The organism is Escherichia sp. E13S3, from assembly GCF_004212325.1.
GTDB lineage: Bacteria > Pseudomonadota > Gammaproteobacteria > Enterobacterales > Enterobacteriaceae > Escherichia.
The window spans coordinates 12,461-30,665 of record NZ_RHJR01000011.1; the positions used below are offsets into that span (position 1 = coordinate 12,461).

General features: G+C 54.1%; 19 protein-coding genes and 1 riboswitch. Of the genes, 9 read left to right on the top strand and 10 right to left on the bottom strand.

Going from position 1 to position 18,205, the window contains the following annotated elements; all coding sequences use genetic code 11:
• The first annotated feature begins 128 nt into the window (after positions 1 to 128).
• Positions 129 to 668, top strand: coding sequence for a stationary phase growth adaptation protein (locus D9597_RS12060; RefSeq protein ID WP_130222624.1), 540 nt, complete (start codon positions 129 to 131; stop codon positions 666 to 668).
• A gap of 406 nt (positions 669 to 1,074) precedes the next feature.
• On the opposite strand, the gene thiH is transcribed toward D9597_RS12060, so the two are convergent.
• From thiH to D9597_RS12095, 7 genes are all read right to left on the bottom strand, one after another.
• A complete protein-coding gene (gene thiH / locus D9597_RS12065; RefSeq protein WP_130222626.1) occupies positions 1,075 to 2,208 on the bottom strand; it encodes a 2-iminoacetate synthase ThiH in 1,134 nt (377 codons plus the stop codon).
• A complete protein-coding gene (thiG, locus tag D9597_RS12070; RefSeq protein ID WP_130222628.1) occupies positions 2,205 to 2,975 on the bottom strand; it encodes a thiazole synthase in 771 nt (256 codons plus the stop codon). Before thiG ends, thiH begins: the two co-directional genes overlap by 4 nt.
• A 1-nt stretch (position 2,976) precedes the next feature.
• Positions 2,977 to 3,177 carry a sulfur carrier protein ThiS gene (gene thiS / locus D9597_RS12075; RefSeq protein ID WP_130222630.1) on the bottom strand — a complete coding sequence of 67 codons (201 nt, stop codon included), beginning with the start codon at positions 3,175 to 3,177 and terminating at the stop codon, positions 2,977 to 2,979.
• Positions 3,161 to 3,916 (bottom strand): thiazole biosynthesis adenylyltransferase ThiF, encoded by a 756-nt coding sequence (gene thiF / locus D9597_RS12080; RefSeq protein WP_130222632.1) that lies wholly within the window; start codon positions 3,914 to 3,916, stop codon positions 3,161 to 3,163. Before thiF ends, thiS begins: the two co-directional genes overlap by 17 nt.
• Positions 3,909 to 4,544 (bottom strand): thiamine phosphate synthase, encoded by a 636-nt coding sequence (thiE, locus tag D9597_RS12085; protein WP_130222650.1) that lies wholly within the window; start codon positions 4,542 to 4,544, stop codon positions 3,909 to 3,911. The genes thiF and thiE overlap by 8 nt, the downstream gene beginning before the upstream one ends.
• On the bottom strand, positions 4,544 to 6,439 hold the full coding sequence (gene thiC / locus D9597_RS12090; RefSeq protein ID WP_130222634.1) for a phosphomethylpyrimidine synthase ThiC: 1,896 nt from the start codon (positions 6,437 to 6,439) through the stop codon (positions 4,544 to 4,546). Before thiC ends, thiE begins: the two co-directional genes overlap by 1 nt.
• A gap of 79 nt (positions 6,440 to 6,518) precedes the next feature.
• Positions 6,519 to 6,619: riboswitch (TPP riboswitch) on the bottom strand.
• 51 nt (positions 6,620 to 6,670) lie between these two features.
• The gene (locus D9597_RS12095) at positions 6,671 to 7,147 is read right to left on the bottom strand and encodes an Rsd/AlgQ family anti-sigma factor (protein WP_064530412.1); all 477 of its coding nucleotides are present in this window, start codon (positions 7,145 to 7,147) and stop codon (positions 6,671 to 6,673) included.
• A 94-nt stretch (positions 7,148 to 7,241) separates the two neighbouring features.
• Here D9597_RS12095 and nudC point away from each other — a divergent pair, with 94 nt between their 5' ends.
• From nudC to D9597_RS12125, 6 genes are all read left to right on the top strand, one after another.
• Positions 7,242 to 8,015: an NAD(+) diphosphatase gene (gene nudC / locus D9597_RS12100; protein WP_130210155.1), complete on the top strand. Its 774-nt coding sequence runs from the start codon at positions 7,242 to 7,244 to the stop codon at positions 8,013 to 8,015.
• Between the two features lie 39 nt (positions 8,016 to 8,054).
• Positions 8,055 to 9,119: a uroporphyrinogen decarboxylase gene (gene hemE, locus D9597_RS12105; RefSeq protein WP_130222636.1), complete on the top strand. Its 1,065-nt coding sequence runs from the start codon at positions 8,055 to 8,057 to the stop codon at positions 9,117 to 9,119.
• Between the two features lie 9 nt (positions 9,120 to 9,128).
• Positions 9,129 to 9,800: a deoxyribonuclease V gene (nfi, locus tag D9597_RS12110; protein ID WP_130222638.1), complete on the top strand. Its 672-nt coding sequence runs from the start codon at positions 9,129 to 9,131 to the stop codon at positions 9,798 to 9,800.
• Positions 9,801 to 9,842: 42 nt separating this feature from the next.
• On the top strand, positions 9,843 to 10,433 hold the full coding sequence (locus D9597_RS12115; RefSeq protein ID WP_000940106.1) for a YjaG family protein: 591 nt from the start codon (positions 9,843 to 9,845) through the stop codon (positions 10,431 to 10,433).
• A 186-nt stretch (positions 10,434 to 10,619) separates the two neighbouring features.
• A complete protein-coding gene (gene hupA / locus D9597_RS12120) occupies positions 10,620 to 10,892 on the top strand; it encodes a nucleoid-associated protein HU-alpha (protein WP_001044513.1) in 273 nt (90 codons plus the stop codon).
• A 12-nt stretch (positions 10,893 to 10,904) separates the two neighbouring features.
• Positions 10,905 to 11,600 (top strand): DUF1481 domain-containing protein, encoded by a 696-nt coding sequence (locus D9597_RS12125; protein ID WP_032147960.1) that lies wholly within the window; start codon positions 10,905 to 10,907, stop codon positions 11,598 to 11,600.
• Position 11,601: 1 nt separating this feature from the next.
• Here the strand turns inward: D9597_RS12125 and zraP are convergent, their stop codons facing one another.
• Complete coding sequence (gene zraP, locus D9597_RS12130; protein ID WP_130222640.1) at positions 11,602 to 12,030, bottom strand: zinc resistance sensor/chaperone ZraP; 429 nt, start codon at positions 12,028 to 12,030, stop codon at positions 11,602 to 11,604.
• Positions 12,031 to 12,267: 237 nt separating this feature from the next.
• On the opposite strand from zraP, the gene zraS reads away from it, so the two are divergent.
• Both zraS and zraR read left to right on the top strand, forming a co-directional pair.
• Positions 12,268 to 13,665, top strand: coding sequence for a two-component system sensor histidine kinase ZraS (zraS, locus tag D9597_RS12135; RefSeq protein ID WP_130222642.1), 1,398 nt, complete (start codon positions 12,268 to 12,270; stop codon positions 13,663 to 13,665).
• The gene (zraR, locus tag D9597_RS12140; protein ID WP_130222644.1) at positions 13,662 to 14,987 is read left to right on the top strand and encodes a sigma-54-dependent response regulator transcription factor ZraR; all 1,326 of its coding nucleotides are present in this window, start codon (positions 13,662 to 13,664) and stop codon (positions 14,985 to 14,987) included. Before zraS ends, zraR begins: the two co-directional genes overlap by 4 nt.
• Here the strand turns inward: zraR and purD are convergent.
• Together purD and purH are read right to left on the bottom strand one after the other, a co-directional pair.
• Complete coding sequence (purD, locus tag D9597_RS12145; protein ID WP_130222646.1) at positions 14,984 to 16,273, bottom strand: phosphoribosylamine--glycine ligase; 1,290 nt, start codon at positions 16,271 to 16,273, stop codon at positions 14,984 to 14,986. The genes zraR and purD overlap by 4 nt on opposite strands.
• A gap of 11 nt (positions 16,274 to 16,284) precedes the next feature.
• The gene (gene purH, locus D9597_RS12150) at positions 16,285 to 17,874 is read right to left on the bottom strand and encodes a bifunctional phosphoribosylaminoimidazolecarboxamide formyltransferase/IMP cyclohydrolase (protein WP_130222648.1); all 1,590 of its coding nucleotides are present in this window, start codon (positions 17,872 to 17,874) and stop codon (positions 16,285 to 16,287) included.
• Positions 17,875 to 18,205: the final 331 nt, after the last annotated feature.

An 18,205-nucleotide genomic window follows, 5' to 3' on the forward strand; every position in this document is an offset into this window, starting at 1 on the left:
TTTAATGAATTTCTGGATACTCATAATCAATGTAGAGATGGCTAATATCCTGAAACTGACTGAACTAATTAAGTCAAACTCGGCAAGGATTCGATACTATTCCTGTGTAACTTTCTTAAGGAACGAGAATGAAACAGGAAGTGGAGAAGTGGCGACCTTTTGGACATCCGGATGGTGATATTCGTGATTTATCGTTTCTTGATGCTCATCAGGCTGTCTACGTTCAGCATCATGAGGGCAAAGAGCCTTTAGAGTATCGCTTTTGGGTTACCTACTCTCTTCACTGCTTCACAAAAGATTATGAACATCAGACGAACGAAGAAAAACAATCGTTAATGTACCACGCGCCTAAAGAATCTCGTCCCTTCTGCCAGCACCGTTATAACTTAGCGCGCATACACTTAAAAAGAACCATTTTGGCGCTGCCAGAAAGCAATGTTATTCATGCCGGGTATGGTAGCTATGCCGTGATTGAGGTGGACTTAGACGGAGGAGACAAGGCATTTTACTTTGTTGCGTTTAGGGCTTTCAGGGAAAAGAAAAAACTTCGTTTGCATATAACTAGCGCTTATCCCATTTCTGAAAAACAGAAAGGTAAGTCAGTGAAATTTTTCACCATTGCCTACAACTTATTGAGAAATAAGCAGCTTCCTCAGCCCTCAAAATAACAAAACCCACCTTAAGGTGGGTTTCGCCAGAGAATTATCTCTGGTATTCAGAACGCCATTACCGGACTTGGCCTTGACCTTGCGATAATCGCAGGTTGCGGGATGTCTGAATTTCTTCAGTCTGCTACATCCTGGAAGATGAGAACATGTGTTCTTATTTTCGTCTGTATGATAGTCGAGTATTTACTCTCTTACAATCAGATCTCTTTCATTGCTCAACAGGTGGTGGTTTCAGATGCATTACGGAATTTTTAAGAAAGGCAGGGCGAAACGAGGAAGAAGCTTTTCGCCCTGGACAACATTCCTGCTGACGGCACTACCATAAAAAAACACAACGCTTTCAACAACCTTGCGTTTTTCATCTTCCGTAGCGGCTCGGAATAAATTTACGTTGTTACATTCTGTCTCATGGCCTTTGCGAGGCGCGTCCCAGATAGCTGTCCCAGTCTTTCCATACCGGCTGCAAACCCTGAGCAGTTAACGCGGCAGCAACCGCTTCCGGTCTGCGATCGTCGTGCGGTGAGAACTGTTCCAGCTCGGGGTGATTGTCGGCATAGCCACCTGGCTGCGTTTTCGAGAAGGCGCTGACGTTATTGATTGCCAGCGGAATAACTCGATCGCGAAACCACGATGATTCCCGCGTGGAGAGTGACAGTTCAATCTCCGGTGCAAGCAGCCGGAAGGCGCAGATGGTTTGCACTAACTGGTGTTCATCCATAATCGACGCAGGCTCAATGCCGCCAGTACACGGGCGCAGGCGCGGGAAGGAGACAGAGTAACGGGTTTGCCAGTAATGCTGTTGCAGCCATAGCAAATGTTCGGCAACCATATAGCAGTCAACGCGCCAGCTGTCGGAAAGACCAATTAGCGCGCCGAGGCCAATCTTATCAATCCCCGCCCGACCCAGCCGATCCGGCGTTTCCAGCCGCCAGAAGAAGTCCTGTTTTTTGCCCTTCAAATGATGGCGGGCATAAGTCGCCTCGTGATATGTCTCTTGATAAACCATCACCCCATCCAGACCAAGCTGCTTTAACTCGGCGTATTCCGCTTCCGCCAGCGGCTGTACTTCCATCTGCAATGAAGAGAACTGTTCACGCAGGGCAGGGAGATGGCGGCGAAAGTAATCCATCCCCACTTTCGCCTGATGTTCACCAGTGACCAGCAACAGATGCTCAAAGCCCATTTCCCGTATAGCGGCGCTTTCCCTGGCGATATCCGCTTCATCCAGCGTTTTGCGCTTGATGCGGTTGCTCATGGAAAATCCGCAATACGTGCAGTCGTTAGCGCAAAGATTGGAAAGATAAAGCGGGACGTAGAAACTAACTGTGTTGCCAAATCGCTGACGGGTCAGGCGCTGCGCCCGTTGGGCCAGTGGTTCCAGATAGCCACTGGCGGCTGGCGATAACAGCGCCATCATATCGTCGCGGGTGAGTTGCGAGGCATTTAGCGCCCGCTCTACGTCAGCAGCCGTTTTGCCGTTGATACGCAGGCGGATGTCGTCCCAGTCCTGTTGTCGCCAGCGATCGCTGAAGGTTTTCATGCCGATGCCTCCAGAAATCCAGTCAGCGGGCTGGTGGCATGAGCAAAATGACTGCGGCTGCCCGGTCCGGACTGACGAGCCAGCAGGCCTGCTTCTACTGCCAGACGAAATGCCTTCGCCATGTTGACGGGATCGTCCGCGACGGCAATCGCCGTATTCACTAACACCGCGTCGGCCCCCATTTCCAGCGCCTGCGCGGCATGGCTGGGAACGCCGATGCCAGCATCAACGACCACCGGAACAGTGGCTTGCTGGATAATAATCTCCAGCATGGCGCGAGTTTCCAGTCCCTGATTCGAGCCAATCGGCGCGCCGAGCGGCATCACCGCTGCACAGCCGACTTCTTCCAGACGTTTACACAATACCGGATCGGCCCCGCAGTAAGGCAGCACGACAAATCCCTGTTGTACCAGCGTTTCGGCGGCTTTCAGGGTTTCGATGGGATCGGGCAATAGCCAGCGGGCGTCAGGATGAATCTCTAATTTTAGCCAGTTTGTGCCTAATGCTTCACGTGCCAGATGGGCGGCGAAAATGGCTTCTTCCGCGGTTTTCGCCCCGGAAGTATTCGGCAGCAGTGTCACACCCGCCGCGATAAGTGGATCGAGGATAGCGTCGTTGTGCTGGCGCAAGTCGACGCGTTTCATCGCCAGCGTCACCAGCTGGCTGCCAGACGCGCGAATCGCTTCCACCATCAGTTGTGAAGAGGCGAATTTCCCGGTGCCGGTAAACAGATGTGAATCAAACGTTTTATCCGCAATACGTAACATCTCAACCCCCTGCAATAATCTGAAAAAGCAGGATCTGGTCGCCATCCTGCACGATATGTTGCGCCCATTGCTCACGCGGGACGATGTGTTGATTAATCGCCAGTGCCGCGCCCGCTTGTTGTTGATTGAGTTGCTCCAGCAGCTCGTGAACTGTTTGTCCGGCGGCGCACTGCATCGGTTGATCGTTAAACAGGATCTGCATTGCTTCCTCCGCATACCGGGCAACCACTGGCGCGGCGCAACGCCAGGCTGCGCCACTGGCTCGACTTACCGTCGAACAGTCGGAGTTCTCCCGCAGGCGTCTCTATACCGCTTAATAACTTAATTGCTTCCAGTGCCTGCAAAGTTCCCATAGCTCCGACCACCGGGCCAACCACGCCCGCCGTGCGGCAGTTGCGTTCTGGCTCCTGGTTATCTGGCCACAGACAGCGGTAACAACCCTGCTCCCAGGGCGGCGTCAGTACCATCAACTGACCGCCAAATCCGACCGCACTGGCGGTGATAAGCGGCGTGTTGAGTGCCACGCAGGCGGCATTAATCTCCTGGCGAGTCGCCATATTGTCGGTACAGTCGAGCACCACATCGGCTTGTGCAACCGCATCTTTTAACGCCTCACCCGTTAACCGTTGTTGTAGTGCCATCAGTTGAATATCGGGATTCAACTGTGTCAGTCGCTGTTGGCTGACCTGCGATTTCGGGCGATCGATATCTTCAGTAGTAAAGAGGATTTGTCGTTGCAGATTGCTTAAATGCACATCGTCGTCATCTGCCAGTACCAGCGTCCCGACGCCAGCGCCTGCCAGGTACAGCGCAGCAGCTGTACCCAGCCCGCCCAGACCGATAATCAGCACCTGGCTATCGAGCAGTTTTTGCTGCCCGTCAAGAGCGATATCGTCGAGCAGGATTTGGCGGCTATAACGCATAAAGTCACGGTCATTCATCGCCAACTCCTGCAATTTCCAGCAACTGTGCCGTTGCCAAACGCCAGTCTGCCGCCTGGGTAATGGCGCTGACGACGGCGATACTGCCGACACCCGTCGCCATCACCGCAGGCGCGCGCGTCAGACTGATACCGCCAATCGCCACGGTGGGATAATCCGCCAGACGCTCAATGTGCCGTGCCAGTTGTTCCAGCCCCTGCGGTGCAGAAGGCATCTGTTTGGTTTGCGTCGGGAATACATGTCCCAGTGCGATATAAGAAGGATGTGCTGCTAGCGCGACGTCGATCTCCATATCGTCATGGGTCGAAACGCCCAGCCGCAGGCCTGCCGCGCGGATGGCGTGGAGATCGGTGGCTTGCAAATCTTCCTGCCCCAAATGGACGCCATACGCCTGATGCTTGATCGCCAGCCGCCAGTAATCGTTGATAAACAATCGCGCGTTATAGCGGCGGCCCAGCGCAATTGCCGCCACGACATCGGCTTCCACCTCTTCATCGCGTTGATCTTTGATGCGTAGCTGGAGAGTACGTACGCCTGCATCCAACAGACGTTCGATCCACTGTACGCTGTCCACCACCGGGTACAGTCCTAAACGAAAAGGTACAGGAGGAAAATCAGGCTGATACATCACGCTTCCTCCTTACGCAGGTAGATTTCTCCGCCTCTGGCGCGGAAGTTCTCCGACATATCCGCCATTCCCACTTCAATGGTTTGCGCGGCGGCGTAATCACGCACTTCCTGGCTGATTTTCATCGAGCAGAATTTCGGCCCACACATGGAGCAAAAATGGGCGACTTTGCCGGACTCTTGCGGCAGGGTTTCATCGTGATAAGCGCGGGCGGTAAACGGGTCGAGGGCCAGATTAAACTGGTCTTCCCAGCGAAATTCGAAGCGGGCTTTCGACATGGCGTTATCGCGAATTTGCGCGCCCGGATGCCCTTTCGCCAGGTCGGCGGCGTGGGCGGCAATCTTATAGGTGATAAGCCCCTGCTTAACATCTTCTTTATTAGGCAGACCCAGATGCTCTTTTGGCGTTACGTAACAGAGCATCGCGCAGCCAAACCAGCCAATCATCGCCGCACCAATCCCTGACGTGAAGTGGTCATAGCCCGGCGCGATATCGGTAGTTAGCGGCCCCAGAGTGTAAAACGGCGCTTCGTGGCAGTGCTCTAACTCCTCGGTCATATTGCGGCGAATCATCTGCATCGGCACATGCCCGGGGCCTTCAATCATCACCTGCACGTCATATTCCCAGGCGATTTTGGTCAGTTCGCCCAGCGTATGCAGCTCGGCAAACTGCGCTTCATCGTTGGCGTCCTGAATAGAACCGGGGCGCAGGCCGTCGCCCAGCGACAGCGAAACGTCATAAGCGGCACAGATTTCACAAATTTCGCGGAAGTGTTGATAGAGGAAATTTTCCTGATGATGGGAGAGACACCATTTCGCCATAATCGAACCGCCGCGAGAGACGATACCGGTCAGGCGTTTCGCGGTCATCGGCACGTAGCGCAGCAGCACCCCCGCATGGATAGTGAAGTAATCCACACCTTGCTCGGCCTGTTCCAGCAGCGTGTCGCGGAACGCTTCCCAGGTAAGATCTTCGGCGATCCCATTAACCTTCTCCAGCGCCTGGTAGATCGGCACAGTACCGATCGGCACCGGGCTGTTACGCAAAATCCACTCGCGGGTTTCGTGAATATAGCGACCGGTGGAGAGATCCATCACCGTATCCGCTCCCCAGCGCGTGGACCATACCAGCTTTTCCACTTCTTCTTCGATGGAAGAGGTGACCGCTGAGTTGCCGATATTGGCGTTAACTTTTACCAGGAAGTTACGGCCAATAATCATCGGCTCCGATTCCGGATGATTAATGTTGGCCGGGATAATCGCACGTCCGGCAGCAACTTCATCACGGACAAATTCCGCAGTGATATTTTCCGGCAGACGTGCGCCAAAGCTCATTCCCGGATGCTGGTGGCGTAAAACTTCGCTACGGATGCGCTCGCGGCCCATATTCTCGCGGATGGCGATGAATTCCATTTCCGGTGTGATGATGCCCTGGCGGGCGTAGTGCAGTTGGGTGACGCAGCGTCCTGCTTTGGCGCGTTTTGGCGTTAATACGCCGCTAAAACGCAGCTCGTCGAGGCCATCATCTGCCAGCCGCGCTTTAGTGTAATCGGAACTGCGCACGGTGAGTTCTTCGGTATCGCCGCGTGCGTCGATCCACGGCTGGCGCAGTTTTGCCAGCCCTTGCTGCACGTTAATGGCGATCTGCGGATCGCCATACGGGCCGGAGGTGTCGTAGACCGGAATCGCTTCGTTTTCTTCGTACTGCGGCTGTTCTTTGCTGCCGCCAATTAGTGTCGGGCTAAGCTGGATCTCACGCATCGGCACGCGCACGCTGGGGTGTGTGCCAGTGATATAAATGCGTTTTGAGTTGGGAAAGGCGGTGCCTTCCAGGGTGTCGATAAAATGTTGGGCCCGGGCGCGTTGTTCGCGGCGGGTCAGTTTTGTTGCAGACATAGCTCATTCCAAAAGTTAAGGACGTGGCTTGTCAGACGACGGATGAAGCAAGAGACGATCGCCGCAGGGGCGATGCGATAGCAGATTAACTCTTGTTCCCTTCGCAGGTATTAGCCTGATCAGGTTCCGCGGATCCCGAATAAACGGTCTCAGCCAGTTAAGGCACTCCGACAAGAAATTAGCCCCGCAAACGGGGCGTTGAATGTAAATTACGCGTTAACAGCGCAGAACTCAAGCAGGATGTTTGACGCGGGCGGCGTCAAGCACCAGCAGAATCAACTTATCTTCCAGCACAAATCGCGCTTCCAGTGCCTCGCCGATGTCAGATAAAACCTGTTGAAACTCAAGGTAATTATCATGATCGATGGCGGTTTCCAGGCTGGAATCGTAGTAATCCATAATCTGTTGCGTGTTGGCTTCGAGTTGCGGCCAAATCTTCGCGGCATGAGCGAGTTGCCCGTTGCCTTCCAGTTTATGAAGAATGCGTTCATAAATACTGAAATGTCCGGCAGACAGGTAGTCGACCAGACTCTGGCAAAAATCATCAAGGGCTTTTTCATTCAGCCTCATGTACGATTCTTTGCCAGGCTTAATGCCAACCAGATTGTAGTAAGCCACGAGCAGATGCTTACGTACATGTAGCCAGCGATCAACCAGTTTGTTACTTCCTCTGACGTGCTCCGTCAGGTTATCGAGCTGGTTAAGCATGATTGACTCCGCAAGTTTGTATTCAAAAACTGCTCAGTGAGAAATGTAAAAACCATGTTAAACATGCCAGTGATGCAAAGGTAGTGCAAGAGCTATGGATCGTATAATTGAAAAATTAGATCACGGCTGGTGGGTAGTCAGTCATGAACAAAAATTATGGTTGCCGAAGGGAGAATTACCATACGGCGAAGCGGCAAATTTCGATCTTGTGGGTCAGCGCGCACTACAAATCGGCGAATGGCAGGGAGAACCTGTTTGGCTAGTGCAACAGCAGCGTCGTCACGATATGGGCTCGGTGCGCCAGGTCATTGATCTGGATGTCGGGCTGTTTCAATTAGCCGGACGTGGTGTGCAACTGGCGGAGTTTTATCGCTCGCATAAATACTGCGGTTACTGCGGGCATGACATGTATCCGAGCAAAACCGAATGGGCGATGCTATGCAGCCACTGCCGTGAGCGTTACTACCCGCAAATCGCCCCCTGCATTATTGTTGCCATCCGTCGCGATGATTCAATCCTACTTGCTCAGCATACCCGGCATCGTAACGGTGTCCATACGGTACTCGCCGGATTCGTCGAAGTGGGCGAAACCCTCGAACAGGCAGTCGCGCGGGAAGTGATGGAAGAGAGTGGCATCAAAGTCAAAAACTTGCGTTACGTGACTTCCCAGCCGTGGCCGTTTCCTCAGTCTTTAATGACCGCGTTTATGGCGGAATATGACAGCGGCGACATCGTGATCGACCCGAAAGAATTGCTCGAGGCGAACTGGTATCGCTATGACGATTTGCCGTTACTTCCACCGCCCGGCACCGTGGCGCGCCGTCTGATAGAAGATACGGTGGCGATGTGTCGGGCAGAGTATGAGTGATGATACACTGACCGCCTGACGCACTAAGGAACAGCCAAAATGACCGAACTTAAAAACGATCGTTATCTGCGGGCGCTGCTGCGCCAGCCCGTTGATGTCACTCCAGTATGGATGATGCGCCAGGCGGGCCGCTATCTACCGGAATATAAAGCCACGCGCGCCCAGGCGGGCGATTTTATGTCGCTGTGCAAAAACGCCGAGCTGGCGTGCGAAGTGACTTTGCAACCGCTGCGTCGCTACCCGCTGGATGCGGCGATCCTCTTTTCCGATATCCTCACCGTGCCGGACGCGATGGGGTTAGGGCTCTATTTTGAAGCCGGAGAAGGTCCGCGTTTTACCTCGCCAGTCACCTGCAAATCCGACGTCGATAAACTGCCAATTCCGGACCCGGAAGATGAGCTGGGTTACGTGATGAACGCGGTGCGTACCATTCGTCGCGAACTGAAAGGCGAAGTGCCGCTGATTGGTTTTTCCGGCAGTCCGTGGACGCTGGCGACCTATATGGTGGAAGGCGGCAGCAGCAAAGCGTTCACCGTGATTAAAAAAATGATGTATGCCGATCCGCAGGCGCTGCACGCGCTACTCGATAAACTGGCGAAAAGCGTCACTCTGTACCTGAATGCGCAGATTAAAGCCGGTGCTCAGGCAGTGATGATTTTCGACACCTGGGGCGGCGTGCTAACCGGGCGCGATTATCAACAGTTCTCGCTCTATTACATGCATAAAATTGTTGATGGTTTACTGCGTGAAAACGACGGTCGCCGCGTACCGGTCACGCTGTTTACCAAAGGTGGCGGACAGTGGCTGGAAGCCATGGCAGAAACCGGTTGCGATGCGCTGGGCCTCGACTGGACAACGGACATCGCCGATGCACGCCGCCGCGTGGGTGATAAAGTCGCGCTGCAGGGCAATATGGACCCGTCAATGTTGTACGCGCCGCCTGCCCGTATTGAAGAAGAAGTGGCGACAATCCTTGCCGGTTTCGGTCACGGTGAAGGCCACGTCTTTAACCTCGGCCACGGTATCCATCAGGATGTGCCGCCAGAACATGCTGGCGTATTTGTGGAGGCAGTGCATCGCCTGTCTGCGCCTTATCATCAGTAAGGAGTGGTTATGGATCTCGCGTCATTACGCGCTCAACAACTTGAACTAGCTTCTTCTGTGATCCGCGAGGATCGACTCGATAAAGATCCGCCGGATCTGATCGCTGGAGCCGATGTCGGGTTTGAGCAGGGCGGAGAAGTGACGCGAGCGGCGATGGTGCTGCTGAAATACCCCTCGCTTGAGCTGGTGGAGTATAAAGTGGCCCGCATCGCTACTACCATGCCTTACATTCCAGGTTTTCTTTCCTTCCGCGAATATCCTGCGCTGCTGGCCGCGTGGGAGATGCTGTCGCAAAAGCCGGATTTAGTGTTTGTCGATGGTCACGGGATCTCGCATCCGCGCCGTCTTGGCGTCGCCAGCCATTTTGGCTTATTGGTGGATGTGCCGACCATTGGCGTAGCGAAAAAACGGCTCTGCGGTAAATTCGAAGCGCTCTCCAGCGAACCGGGCGCGCTGGCCCCTCTGATGGATAAAGGCGAGCAGCTGGCCTGGGTCTGGCGCAGCAAAGCGCGCTGTAACCCTCTGTTTATTTCTACCGGCCATCGGGTCAGTGTGGATAGCGCGCTGGCGTGGGTACAACGCTGCATGAAAGGCTATCGTCTGCCGGAGCCAACGCGCTGGGCGGACGCGGTGGCCTCGGAACGTCCGGCGTTCATGCGCTATACAGCAAATCAGCCCTAATTCAGGTAAACTGCGGATAATTTCCGTATTTGAGAACTCAACATGTTACAAAACCCGATTCATCTGCGTCTGGAGCGCCTGGAAAGCTGGCAGCATGTCACTTTCATGGCTTGCTTATGCGAACGCATGTACCCCAATTACGCCATGTTCTGCCAGCAAACTGGTTTTGGTGATGGGCAAATTTATCGGCGTATTCTCGATCTCATCTGGGAAACGCTGACCGTTAAAGACGCAAAAGTAAATTTCGACAGCCAACTGGAGAAATTTGAAGAAGCGATCCCGTCAGCCGACGATTTCGATCTGTACGGCGTTTATCCGGCAATTGATGCCTGCGTGGCGTTAAGTGAACTGGTTCATTCGCGTTTGAGTGGCGAAACGCTCGAACACGCGGTGGAAGTGAGTAAGACCTCTATTACCACCGTTGCGATGCTGGAAATGACTCAGGCTGGTCGCGAAATGAGCGATGAAGAGCTGAAAGAAAACCCAGCCGTTGAGCAAGAATGGGACATTCAGTGGGAAATATTCCGACTTTTAGCCGAGTGTGAAGAACGTGACATCGAGCTGATAAAAGGCCTTAGAGCCGACCTGCGTGAGGCGGGTGAGAGCAATATTGGTATAATTTTTCAGCAATAAGACCAGAAAACGTGAATTAACGCCTGATTTGTCGTACCTGGAGTCTTCCCTTTCGCCCCCCGTCTGGTCTACATTTGGGGGGCGAAAAAAAGTGGCTATCGGTGCGTGTATGCAGGAGAGTGCTATTCTGGCATTTCCGTCGCACTCGATGCTTAGCAAGCGATAAACACATTGTAAGGATAACTTATGAACAAGACTCAACTGATTGATGTAATTGCAGAGAAAGCAGAACTGTCCAAAACCCAGGCTAAAGCTGCTCTGGAGTCCACTCTGGCTGCAATTACTGAGTCTCTGAAAGAAGGCGATGCTGTACAACTGGTTGGTTTCGGTACCTTCAAAGTGAACCACCGCGCTGAGCGTACTGGCCGCAACCCGCAGACCGGTAAAGAAATCAAAATCGCCGCTGCGAACGTACCGGCATTTGTTTCTGGCAAGGCACTGAAAGACGCAGTTAAGTAAGATTGCGTGGCAGTGAACAGTTTTAACGAAGGGGTGGTTTCACCCCTTTTGTCTTTCTGGCGTCGCTCATTGATGCTGGCAGGCGCGCTGTTTCTTACTGCTTGTAGCCATAACTCCTCACTTCCTCCCTTTACCGCCAGTGGATTTGCTGAAGATCAGGGCGCGGTACGCATCTGGCGAAAAGACAGCGGCGATAATGTCCATCTGCTTGCTGTATTTAGCCCGTGGCGCAATGGCGATACCACGACGCGAGAGTATCGCTGGCAGGGCGATAACCTCACGCTTATCAATATCAATGTTTACAGCAAACCGCCGGTGAACATTCGCGCGCGTTTTGACGATCGCGGCGATCTGAGCTTTATGCAACGTGAATCCGACGGGGAAAAGCAGCAGCTTTCTAACGACCAAATTGATTTATATCGTTATCGTGCTGACCAAATCCGCCAGATTAGCGATGCCTTACGTCAGGGGAGAGTCGTGCTGCGTCAGGGGCGCTGGCATGCGATGGAACAGACCGTGACCACCTGCGAAGGGCAAACCATTAAACCTGATTTAGATTCGCAGGCGATAGCGCATATCGAGCGCCGCCAGAGCCGCTCTTCTGTTGATGTCAGCGTGGCATGGCTGGAAGCGCCCGAAGGTTCGCAATTACTGTTAGTGGCAAACTCTGATTTCTGTCGCTGGCAACCCAACGAGAAAACGTTCTGATTTACCAGTGGCCCATTCCCATATGACCGCCACCACCACCGCAGCCGCTGTAACCCATGCCCATTCCGGTACCGCGCGGAATACCCGCTTCAGCCATCGCAATATCCCGTTTCACCCGTAACTCATCTAACGACTGACGCAAAGCCTCCATCTCTTTGGCGACCGCGTTAATTTTGCTGCTATCCGGTGGGTTCGCGGCTAACAGGGCATTGTATTCATAACGCTTCGTCACCAGTTGCTGTTGCAGTGCGCTGCTTTGAGCGTAAAAGTCATTATGGATTTTCTGCCACGCTGTCTGTTGTTCGCTGGTCAAAGGCGCGGCATTTTGTTGCCACATCCCGTGTCCGCCGTGAGCAAATGCAGATGTCGATCCCATCGCCATTGCTGAAAGCGCCATCATCACCAGGGCAATTTTCGTGTTCCGTTTCATGGTTAATCCTCCAGTGGTTGTCTTACTTTGGGTATTGCATCTTTCGTGCCAACAACGAAACGCTGATATGACGGGTAATCTGGCATGATAAACGAGTAAAAATGACTCGCCTGCTGTGGGTGGCGAGTCATTTTTACTCATTGAAACTTAAGTCTTTGTGTTACAGCGCAGGGTAAGCGCTGCTAAAAGATGGCATGATTTCTGCTGTCAGAAAGGGATGGGCAGGCAAAGAAGAAGATGCGTTTTATGCAACGTTCAAAAGACACCTTAGCCAAATGGTTAAGCACGATCCTCCCCATTGTCATTGTTGGGCTGGTGGGATTGTTTGCGGTAACTGTGATTCGTGATTATGGGCGGGCAAGTGAGGCTGACCGTCAGGCATTACTGGAAAAAGGTAATGTGCTCATTCGCGCTCTGGAGTCAGGAAGCCGCGTAGGGATGGGGATGCGAATGCACCATGTGCAGCAACAGGCGCTTCTGGAAGAGATGGCAGGCCAGCCTGGGGTGTTGTGGTTTGCGGTCACCGATGCGCAGGGCATCATCATTCTTCACAGTAACCCCGAAATGGTCGGGCGTGCACTCTATTCTCCTGATGAAATGCAGCAGTTAAAGCCAGAGGAAAACTCCCGCTGGAGGCTGCTTGAGAAAGCGGAAACTGCGCCTGCGCTTGAGGTCTATCGTTTGTTCCAGCCAATGTCATCGCCCTGGCGGCATGGCATGCACAATATGCCGCGCTGTAACGGCAAAGCTGTGCCACAGGCAGAAGCACAACAGGCTATTTTCATCGCCGTTGACGCCAGCGATCTGGTTGCAACCCAGAGTGGGGAAAAGCGCAATACCCTGATTATCCTCTTCGCCCTGGCGACGGTCTTGCTGGCAAGCGTGTTGTCATTCTTCTGGTATCGCCGCTATCTGCGCTCGCGCCAGCTTCTACAGGATGAGATGAAGCGCAAAGAGAAGCTGGTGGCGCTGGGGCATCTGGCGGCAGGCGTTGCCCACGAAATCCGTAACCCACTTTCCTCGATTAAAGGGCTGGCGAAATACTTTGCCGAACGCGCGCCAGCAGGGGGAGAAGCGCATCAACTGGCGCAGGTGATGGCGAAAGAAGCCGACCGTTTAAACCGCGTGGTAAGCGAGCTGCTGGAACTGGTTAAACCAACGCATCTGGCTTTGCAGGCGGTGGATCTCAACACTCTGATTAACCACTCATTACAGCTGGTAAGCCAGGATGCAAACAGCCGGGAGATCCAGTTACGCTTTACCGCCAACGACACATTACCGCAAATTCAGGCCGATCCGGACCGATTGACCCAAGTCCTGTTGAATCTCTATCTCAATGCTATTCAGGCGATTGGTCAGCATGGCGTGATTAGCGTGACGGCCAGCGAAAGCGGCGCGGGCGTGAAAATCAGCGTTACCGACAGCGGTAAGGGAATTGCGGCGGATCAGCTTGAAGCTATCTTCACCCCGTACTTCACCACGAAGGCCGAAGGCACCGGGCTGGGGCTGGCGGTCGTGCATAATATTGTTGAACAACACGGTGGTACAATTCAGGTCGCAAGCCAGGAGGGAAAAGGCGCAACGTTCACCCTCTGGCTTCCGGTCACTATTACGCGTAAGGACCCACAAGGATGACGCACGATAATATCGATATTCTGGTGGTGGATGATGACATTAGCCACTGCACTATCTTGCAGGCATTGCTGCGCGGCTGGGGCTATAACGTATCGCTTGCAAACAGCGGGCGACAGGCACTGGAGCAGGTGCGGGAACAGGTGTTTGATCTTGTGCTTTGCGATGTGCGAATGGCAGAGATGGATGGCATCGCCACGCTCAAAGAGATCAAAGCGTTAAACCCGGCGATTCCGGTACTGATTATGACCGCGTACTCCAGCGTCGAGACGGCGGTAGAGGCACTGAAAACTGGGGCGCTGGATTATCTCATCAAGCCGCTGGATTTCGATAACCTGGAGGCGACGCTGGAAAAGGCGCTCGCGCATACGCACAGTATTGATGCTGAAACACCTGCGGTGACTGCCAGCCAGTTCGGTATGGTCGGTAAAAGCCCGGCGATGCAACACCTGCTCAGTGAAATCGCCCTCGTCGCGCCATCGGAAGCCACGGTGCTGATCCACGGTGATTCCGGCACCGGTAAAGAGCTGGTCGCCAGGGCGATTCACGCCAGTAGCGCACGGAGTGAAAAGCCGCTGGTAACGCTCAACTGCGCGGCACTCAACGAATCCTTGCTGGAATCTGAATTGTTCGGTCATGAAAAAGGGGCGTTTACCGGAGCCGACAAACGGCGAGAAGGGCGCTTTGTTGAGGCGGACGGCGGCACGCTGTTTCTCGATGAAATTGGCGATATATCGCCGATGATGCAGGTTCGTCTGCTGCGTGCGATTCAGGAGCGCGAAGTGCAACGTGTCGGCAGCAACCAGACTATCTCGGTTGATGTCCGGCTGATTGCGGCGACCCATCGCGATCTTGCCGCAGAGGTAAATGCCGGGCGTTTTCGCCTGGATCTCTACTATCGCCTGAACGTGGTGGCGATTGAAGTACCGTCGCTGCGTCAGCGGCGGGAAGATATCCCTCTGCTGGCTGGCCATTTTCTGCAGCGCTTTGCCGAGCGTAATCGCAAGGCGGTAAAAGGCTTTACGCCCCAGGCGATGGATCTGCTGATTCATTACGACTGGCCGGGAAATATTCGTGAACTGGAAAACGCGGTGGAACGGGCGGTGGTGCTACTGACCGGGGAATATATTTCCGAACGCGAGCTGCCTCTGGCGATTGCCGGTACGCCGATCCCGCTGGGGCAAAGTCAGGATATTCAGCCGCTGGTGGAAGTCGAAAAAGAAGTGATTCTGGCGGCACTGGAGAAAACGGGCGGCAACAAAACCGAAGCCGCCCGTCAGTTAGGGATCACGCGTAAAACGCTATTGGCAAAACTGTCGCGTTAGTTCTGCTCGCGTTCGATAGCGCGCCAGCCGATATCTTTCCGGCAGAAGCAGTCGTCCCAATGGATATCGGTCATTAAGGCATAAGCGCGTTTCTGCGCTTCTGCCACGGTATGACCCAGCGCGGTGACGCACAGTACGCGCCCGCCGCTGGTCACTACCTGCTCGTCATCCGCCAGTTTCGTACCCGCGTGGAACACTTTGCCGTCAGACACTTCTTCCAGCGGCAGGCCGTGGATCACATCGCCGGTGCGGTAATCGCCCGGATATCCACCCGCAGCCATCACCACGCCGAGAGCAGCACGTTCATCCCACTCGGATGTTTTCTCATCCAGCTTGCCTTCACAGGCCGCCAGGCAGAGTTCAACCAGATCGGACTTCATGCGCAGCATAATCGGCTGGGTTTCCGGATCGCCAAAGCGGCAGTTAAATTCAATAACCTTCGGATTGCCCTGTTTGTCGATCATCAGGCCCGCATAGAGAAAACCGGTGTAGGTGTTGCCTTCCGCCGCCATGCCTTTCACGGTTGGCCAGATGATACGTTCCATCGTGCGCTGATGAACTTCATCGGTTACTACCGGCGCAGGAGAGTAAGCGCCCATTCCGCCAGTGTTTGGCCCGGTATCTTTATCGCCTACGCGTTTGTGATCCTGGCTGGTGGCCATCGGTAGCACATGCTCGCCGTCCACCATCACGATAAAGCTCGCTTCTTCGCCATCGAGGAACTCTTCGATAACGATGCGATGACCCGCGTCGCCAAAAGCGTTGCCTGCCAGCATATCGTGAACAGCCGCTTCCGCTTCTTCCTGCGTCATCGCCACGATAACGCCTTTCCCGGCAGCCAGACCGTCAGCTTTAATGACGATTGGCGCGCCTTTCTCACGCAGATACGCCAGCGCAGGTTCTACCTCGGTGAAGTTCTGGTATTCCGCCGTAGGGATCTTATGGCGGGCCAGGAAATCTTTGGTAAACGCTTTCGAACCTTCCAGTTGCGCGGCATCTGCGGTTGGGCCGAAGATTTTCAGCCCGGCGGCGCGGAAGGTATCAACCACGCCTTTCACCAGCGGCGCTTCCGGGCCGACGATGGTCAGATCGATCTTTTCGTTTTGTGCGAAATCCAGCAGCGCCGGGATATCGGTCACGCCGATAGCAACGTTTTGCAGCGTGGGTTCCAGCGCAGTGCCTGCATTACCTGGAGCAACAAAAACAGTTTCAACCAGCGGCGACTGGGCCGCTTTCCAGGCCAGCGCGTGCTCGCGCCCGCCGTTACCAATCACTAATACTTTCATCTATTGCTCCATTAATGGCGGAAGTGGCGCATGTCGGTGAAGAGCATCGCAATACCGTGTTCATCGGCGGCGGCAATCACTTCGTCATCACGGATAGAACCGCCAGGCTGGATTACACAGGTCACGCCCGCAGCGGCGGCGGCATCAATACCGTCGCGGAACGGGAAGAACGCGTCAGAAGCCATCGAGGAACCTTTCACTTCCAGGCCTTCATCGGCAGCTTTAATACCGGCGATTTTCGCGGAGTACACGCGGCTCATCTGGCCCGCGCCAATACCGATGGTCATATTGTTTTTGGCATAGACGATAGCGTTGGATTTCACGAACTTCGCCACCTTCCAGCAGAACAGTGCATCACGCAGTTCCTGTTCAGTCGGCTGGCGTTTGGTGACGACGCGTAGTTCTTCCGCACCGACCATCCCCAGATCGCGATCCTGAACCAGCAGACCGCCGTTCACGCGTTTGAAATCGAGGCCTGGAATACGTTCGCCCCACTGACCGCAGGTCAGAACGCGTACGTTCTGCTTGGCGGCGGTGATTTTCAGGGCTTCTTCGCTGGCGGACGGCGCAATAATCACTTCAACAAACTGACGAGAAATGATGGCCTGCGCGGTTTCCGCATCCAGCTCGCGGTTAAAGGCAATGATGCCGCCGAATGCGGAGGTTGGGTCGGTTTTGTACGCGCGATCGTAAGCATCAAGAATGGAATTGCCGATAGCCACGCCGCAAGGGTTGGCGTGCTTCACAATCACACATGCTGGCTCGGCGAACTCTTTCACGCACTCCAGCGCCGCATCGGTATCGGCGATGTTGTTATAAGAGAGGGCTTTACCCTGAACCTGGGTTGCGGTGGCAACAGAGGCTTCTTTTACGTTCTCTTCTATATAGAAGGCGGCCTGCTGGTGGCTGTTCTCGCCGTAGCGCATATCCTGCTTCTTAATGAAGTTCAGGTTCAGCGTGCGTGGGAAGCGACCGGCGGCTTCTTTGCTTTCACCGTGGTAAGCCGGAACCATGCTGCCGAAGTAGTTGGCAATCATGCTGTCGTAGGCGGCGGTGTGTTCGAAGGCTTTGATGGCGAGGTCGAAACGGGTTGCAAGCGTCAGCGATCCTTCGTTGGCATCCATCTCTTTAATAATGGCGTCGTAGTCGCTGCTCTTCACGACGATTGCGACATCTTTATGGTTCTTGGCGGCGGAGCGCACCATGGTTGGGCCACCGATATCGATGTTCTCAACCGCATCTTCCAGCGAGCAGCCTTCACGAGCAACGGTCTGGGCGAACGGATACAGGTTAACAACCACCATATCGATAGGCTGGATCTGATGTTCTTCCATAATGGCATCGTCCTGGCCGCGACGGCCCAGAATGCCACCATGTACTTTCGGATGCAGGGTCTTCACGCGTCCATCCATCATCTCCGGGAAACCGGTGTAATCGGAAACTTCGGTTACCGGCAGACCTTTTTCTGCTAACAGACGGGCAGTGCCCCCTGTAGACAGCAGCTCCACACCGCGTGCGGAAATTGCCTGGGCGAATTCGACGATACCGGCTTTGTCAGAAACACTGAGCAGAGCGCGGCGGACTGGACGACGTTGTTGCATGGTAAATCCCCTGGATTTGACTATTACAGAGAGCGTTAGCTGAATTTTTCGCGAAAAACTCAGCTAACGCCCCTAACGGGGCATCCTTATTTTTCGCCCGCATTGTAACGAAAACGTTTGCGCAACGCTCGCGAATTTTTCTCTTTCAATGGCGATCACAATTTTGACAGTGGTTACCGTGGGAAAAATACAGAAATTACATTGATGATTGTGGATAACTCTGTGCGTAAAAAGGTATAAAGCGGGGTTTTGCTGGGGAATGCAGCAGTCAGTCATTTTTTTGCAATTTTTCTATTGCGGCCTACGGAGAACTCCCTATAATGCGCCTCCA

Excerpts from the sequence above, each read along its gene's own strand:
- D9597_RS12060 (WP_130222624.1), top strand. The coding sequence starts at position 129 with ATGAAACAGGAAGTGGAGAAGTGGCGACCTTTTGGACATCCGGATGGT.
- thiH (WP_130222626.1), bottom strand. The coding sequence starts at position 2,208 with ATGAAAACCTTCAGCGATCGCTGGCGACAACAGGACTGGGACGACATC.
- thiG (WP_130222628.1), bottom strand. The coding sequence starts at position 2,975 with ATGTTACGTATTGCGGATAAAACGTTTGATTCACATCTGTTTACCGGC.
- thiS (WP_130222630.1), bottom strand. The coding sequence starts at position 3,177 with ATGCAGATCCTGTTTAACGATCAACCGATGCAGTGCGCCGCCGGACAA.
- thiF (WP_130222632.1), bottom strand. The coding sequence starts at position 3,916 with ATGAATGACCGTGACTTTATGCGTTATAGCCGCCAAATCCTGCTCGAC.
- thiE (WP_130222650.1), bottom strand. The coding sequence starts at position 4,544 with ATGTATCAGCCTGATTTTCCTCCTGTACCTTTTCGTTTAGGACTGTAC.
- thiC (WP_130222634.1), bottom strand. The coding sequence starts at position 6,439 with ATGTCTGCAACAAAACTGACCCGCCGCGAACAACGCGCCCGGGCCCAA.
- D9597_RS12095 (WP_064530412.1), bottom strand. The coding sequence starts at position 7,147 with ATGCTTAACCAGCTCGATAACCTGACGGAGCACGTCAGAGGAAGTAAC.
- nudC (WP_130210155.1), top strand. The coding sequence starts at position 7,242 with ATGGATCGTATAATTGAAAAATTAGATCACGGCTGGTGGGTAGTCAGT.
- hemE (WP_130222636.1), top strand. The coding sequence starts at position 8,055 with ATGACCGAACTTAAAAACGATCGTTATCTGCGGGCGCTGCTGCGCCAG.
- nfi (WP_130222638.1), top strand. The coding sequence starts at position 9,129 with ATGGATCTCGCGTCATTACGCGCTCAACAACTTGAACTAGCTTCTTCT.
- D9597_RS12115 (WP_000940106.1), top strand. The coding sequence starts at position 9,843 with ATGTTACAAAACCCGATTCATCTGCGTCTGGAGCGCCTGGAAAGCTGG.
- hupA (WP_001044513.1), top strand. The coding sequence starts at position 10,620 with ATGAACAAGACTCAACTGATTGATGTAATTGCAGAGAAAGCAGAACTG.
- zraP (WP_130222640.1), bottom strand. The coding sequence starts at position 12,030 with ATGAAACGGAACACGAAAATTGCCCTGGTGATGATGGCGCTTTCAGCA.
- zraS (WP_130222642.1), top strand. The coding sequence starts at position 12,268 with ATGCGTTTTATGCAACGTTCAAAAGACACCTTAGCCAAATGGTTAAGC.
- zraR (WP_130222644.1), top strand. The coding sequence starts at position 13,662 with ATGACGCACGATAATATCGATATTCTGGTGGTGGATGATGACATTAGC.
- purD (WP_130222646.1), bottom strand. The coding sequence starts at position 16,273 with ATGAAAGTATTAGTGATTGGTAACGGCGGGCGCGAGCACGCGCTGGCC.
- purH (WP_130222648.1), bottom strand. The coding sequence starts at position 17,874 with ATGCAACAACGTCGTCCAGTCCGCCGCGCTCTGCTCAGTGTTTCTGAC.